This is a genomic window from Polaribacter gochangensis, assembly GCF_046224025.1.
GTDB lineage: Bacteria > Bacteroidota > Bacteroidia > Flavobacteriales > Flavobacteriaceae > Polaribacter > Polaribacter gochangensis.
The window spans coordinates 1-268 of record NZ_JBJXRF010000027.1; the positions used below are offsets into that span (position 1 = coordinate 1).

Consider the following 268-nt stretch of genomic DNA (forward strand, 5'->3'; position numbering starts at 1 on the left):
CTTTACATGTTTTTGGTAAGAAAAATAATTCAATTATAGCGTACACAAGAATTTTTAAACCAGGAGATTATTTTTAAGAAGCAAGTATTGGCAGAGTTGTAGTTGATGCTAAAGAACGTAAGTTTGGTTACGGGCACGATTTAATGAAAGGTTCAATAAAAGCAATTCAAGAACAATTTAATACTTCAGAAATCACAATTTCTGCACAAGTATATCATCAAAAATTTTACGAAACTCATGGATTTAAAAAAGTAGGAGAAGAATATTT

General features: G+C 28.7%; 1 protein-coding gene. It reads left to right on the forward strand.

Features of this window, described 5'->3' with window-relative positions; translation table 11 throughout:
• Nucleotides 1-86 precede the first annotated feature (86 nt).
• Nucleotides 87-268, forward strand: a 182-nt coding sequence (locus ACEWL1_RS12120) for a GNAT family N-acetyltransferase (RefSeq protein ID WP_409233562.1), incomplete at its 3' end; no start/stop codon positions are given.